Here is a 2,698-nt window from a genome sequence, read left to right on the forward strand (position 1 = left end):
TCTTTTACAGAGAATCCGCAGCTTCTTACAATCTGCTGCAGTTTACGGGCTTTGTCTTTTGCCACATCCAGTTTCTTATCCCAAACCATCAGGTTACTTGTGTAATAACCTAGAACATATTCGCCAAGTGCAATGTCTCCCTGAATGTCTGAAGCCTGAGCTTCCATTTCCAGAGCACCTTTGTTTTCCTTGTCGATTTCAACGTTCATTGCCATTTCAGTAAACAGTGTCATTCCAGACTTTCTGGCAGAGTAGAATCGGTTCTGATATTTTTCAGCTTCCTTTGCAGACTTCTCTTTAGACATTGGAATGAATCGTGTAGTCCAGCGAAACTCAGTCATCGTTCTGTTCAATCCATCAAAGATTGCAGGATAGGTCTTATTAGGAAAGTCCATGATTCCCATAACCGGAACATAGTATTCCCCGATTTTCAGAGGCTGACTGTTACGGACATCCATATCGCAAAGGTAATTGTCCAGGAAGAAGAATGTATCGTCAGGATAAATCATATTCTGTCTGTGTAATGACACAGAGCTTTTTATGTATGAAAACAATTCTGAATTATCGAGACGGTGTATCCAGAGTTTTACGCCGAGAGTTCCCATTACCTTTTCACATTCATCAAGAAAGTTTTCGACTTCCTTCTGAATCTTTGGAAGGTTTTCAGTCTTACCGAAAAGCGATTTAGGTTTAGTATTTTTGGACTTCTGATTTGACTTAAAGAACAGTCCCGTTGTTTTTGCATCAATATCGCTTGGAAGCTGATACACAAAAGTAATGTAATATTCGGTTGTGAAATGTTCACCGAACTTGTGATAATTCTCGGCTCGTCTCTGATCAATAAGCCAGCCTGCAAGGTTTGAGAATTCTCCTGCAGGATATTCTTTTGTCTTATATCTTTTGACATCAAAGAAAAGGGCCCATCCTTCATTCTGAGCAAGAGTCATTGCACTTCGATTGAACAAAGATGCCATGCTTGCAATTTCTGGAGCTGATGAAGATTCCAGATCAGGATACTCTACCTGATATGTTGCCATGATTGCTCCGTTTTTCAGAAGGCAGACACCCGGCTGAATGATGAAGCTCCATGGAAGAACATATTTCAGTTCATTCTGAGGTTCTTTGAATTTAAGTAAATCCAAGAATGGTATTTTCAAATTTTCTCCTCCCGTAAACGTGCATATTGAAGTTGGGTGTTCCAGTAATCAACACTTCTTTCATAGTTGTCTGCACAATTACTTAATCGTTCTATTTTGTCCTGCAGGGCGTAAGCCAGTTCCATGTCCTCTGGGGCAGGGCAGTCCCAGCATGGTATTGTGTGTAAGGTTTGCCGAAGCGTAGATATTTCAGAATCCAGTTTTTCCATCTGCTGCTGATTAAAACGAGCCTGTCTTATGCACATCTCAGAAGTAAAAGATTCGTTTATATCAAAAAACACTAATCAGCCCTCCAAATATCTGGAACCATCAGACGGTCAAAAATTACTGTCAGGGCATAGGGATCGTTTTTGCAAATCATCTTTGCAGCAACGAATAAAAAGATTCCTACTATGGCACACCAGATGCTTATTACATTCATAAGCACGATTGTTATTACCAGAATCAGCATTGCCGGAATTACACCGATACCTGCAAGCAGATTGGGTTCCAGCAATACACGATGGACTGGAGTTGAATAGTCATAAACACTTACTTCATCCATCAGTTATCTCCGTAGTCACCGCTGAAAAGGTCGAGCTGGGAATCATTAAGAATCTTTGCTCCACAGTACGGACAGTAATTCATTACCGAGTCTGGATCCTTGATTGCCAGCAAAGCCTTTTTCTCAACGACCGGAAGAAAGGAATTTCTTTTTGCACTTGGACACACTTCAAGTTTGTTTTTCATTGCAGTGCAGAGCATCAGTTCTTTTCCCTGAAAATGGCAGATGTCATTTTCAGCCGGTTTGAAGCGATAGAGGTTAAGATATGGAGAATCCTGATGGACAGAAATTTTGAGATATGGCTTTTTGAATTTCATCAGACCACGAAACATCATTTCATTACCTGTTACGGTAAATCCGTTGGCTTCAAAAAAATCCTGTATGGATTCCCGTGAAAGATTCTTCTTATTCTTCAAGTCAATATTGAATACGTACTGCTTGTCCTTCATCTGGATTTCTTCTCCCACCTGAAAAAAATCATTTAGTCTGAGAAACTCCTGCAGTACGTTCATTCGTCTGATTGTTAAGCTTTGTAGTCTCATATTTCTTCCTCGCTGATAGACTGTGTAACTTGATTCACTAAGGATGGACATTTCAGCACCAGGTAGGCATAAGAACCACAGGTGTCTTTTAAAGTGTCTACTTGAGAGAAAGGAATGGACTTGCTGTTTAGAAAAGCTCTCAGTTCCTTTTTGGAAATCTGTTTTTCCGTCATATCAAGCATTACTTCGTAACCGTCCTCAAACTTTCTGATAGGGCAGAGTAAAGGGAACGGCAATATAGTCAGCAACTGGTCGATAAAATTGCGGTCTATGTTTTTATCCATTAGTGAATCAGTTGAGGCGGTTCTATAAGAACCACCTTTGCTGCTGCTGTTCAGTTACACAGCCCCCAATGATGTTCCTGCCACATCGATGACAGTCTGAATCTGAGGTGCCATTGCTACTTCAAACTTGAGGTCTCCGAGGAAGTAAGAGCAGATGCTTGAAGCTGAAAG

At 40.7% G+C, this 2,698-nt stretch carries 3 protein-coding genes; all 3 read right to left on the reverse strand.

Going from position 1 to position 2,698, the window contains the following annotated elements; genetic code table 11:
* Positions 1–1,157 (reverse strand): VirB4 family type IV secretion/conjugal transfer ATPase (locus ACKI39_RS10380; protein WP_486396824.1); only part of this gene is annotated, 1,157 nt, incomplete at its 3' end.
* A gap of 280 nt (positions 1,158–1,437) precedes the next feature.
* The gene (locus ACKI39_RS10385) at positions 1,438–1,701 is read right to left on the reverse strand and encodes a VirB3 family type IV secretion system protein (protein WP_318689144.1); all 264 of its coding nucleotides are present in this window, start codon (positions 1,699–1,701) and stop codon (positions 1,438–1,440) included.
* On the reverse strand, positions 1,701–2,213 hold the full coding sequence (locus ACKI39_RS10390; RefSeq protein WP_407400256.1) for a hypothetical protein: 513 nt from the start codon (positions 2,211–2,213) through the stop codon (positions 1,701–1,703). The genes ACKI39_RS10385 and ACKI39_RS10390 overlap by 1 nt, the downstream gene beginning before the upstream one ends.
* Between the last annotated feature and the right edge of the window lie 485 nt (positions 2,214–2,698).

Origin of the sequence: Treponema sp., assembly GCF_045641405.1 — a bacterium.
Taxonomy (GTDB): domain Bacteria; phylum Spirochaetota; class Spirochaetia; order Treponematales; family Treponemataceae; genus Treponema_D.

Coding starts and splice junctions, on each gene's coding strand:
- ACKI39_RS10385 (WP_318689144.1), bottom strand. CDS start 1,701: ATGGATGAAGTAAGTGTTTATGACTATTCAACTCCAGTCCATCGTGTA.
- ACKI39_RS10390 (WP_407400256.1), bottom strand. CDS start 2,213: ATGAACGTACTGCAGGAGTTTCTCAGACTAAATGATTTTTTTCAGGTG.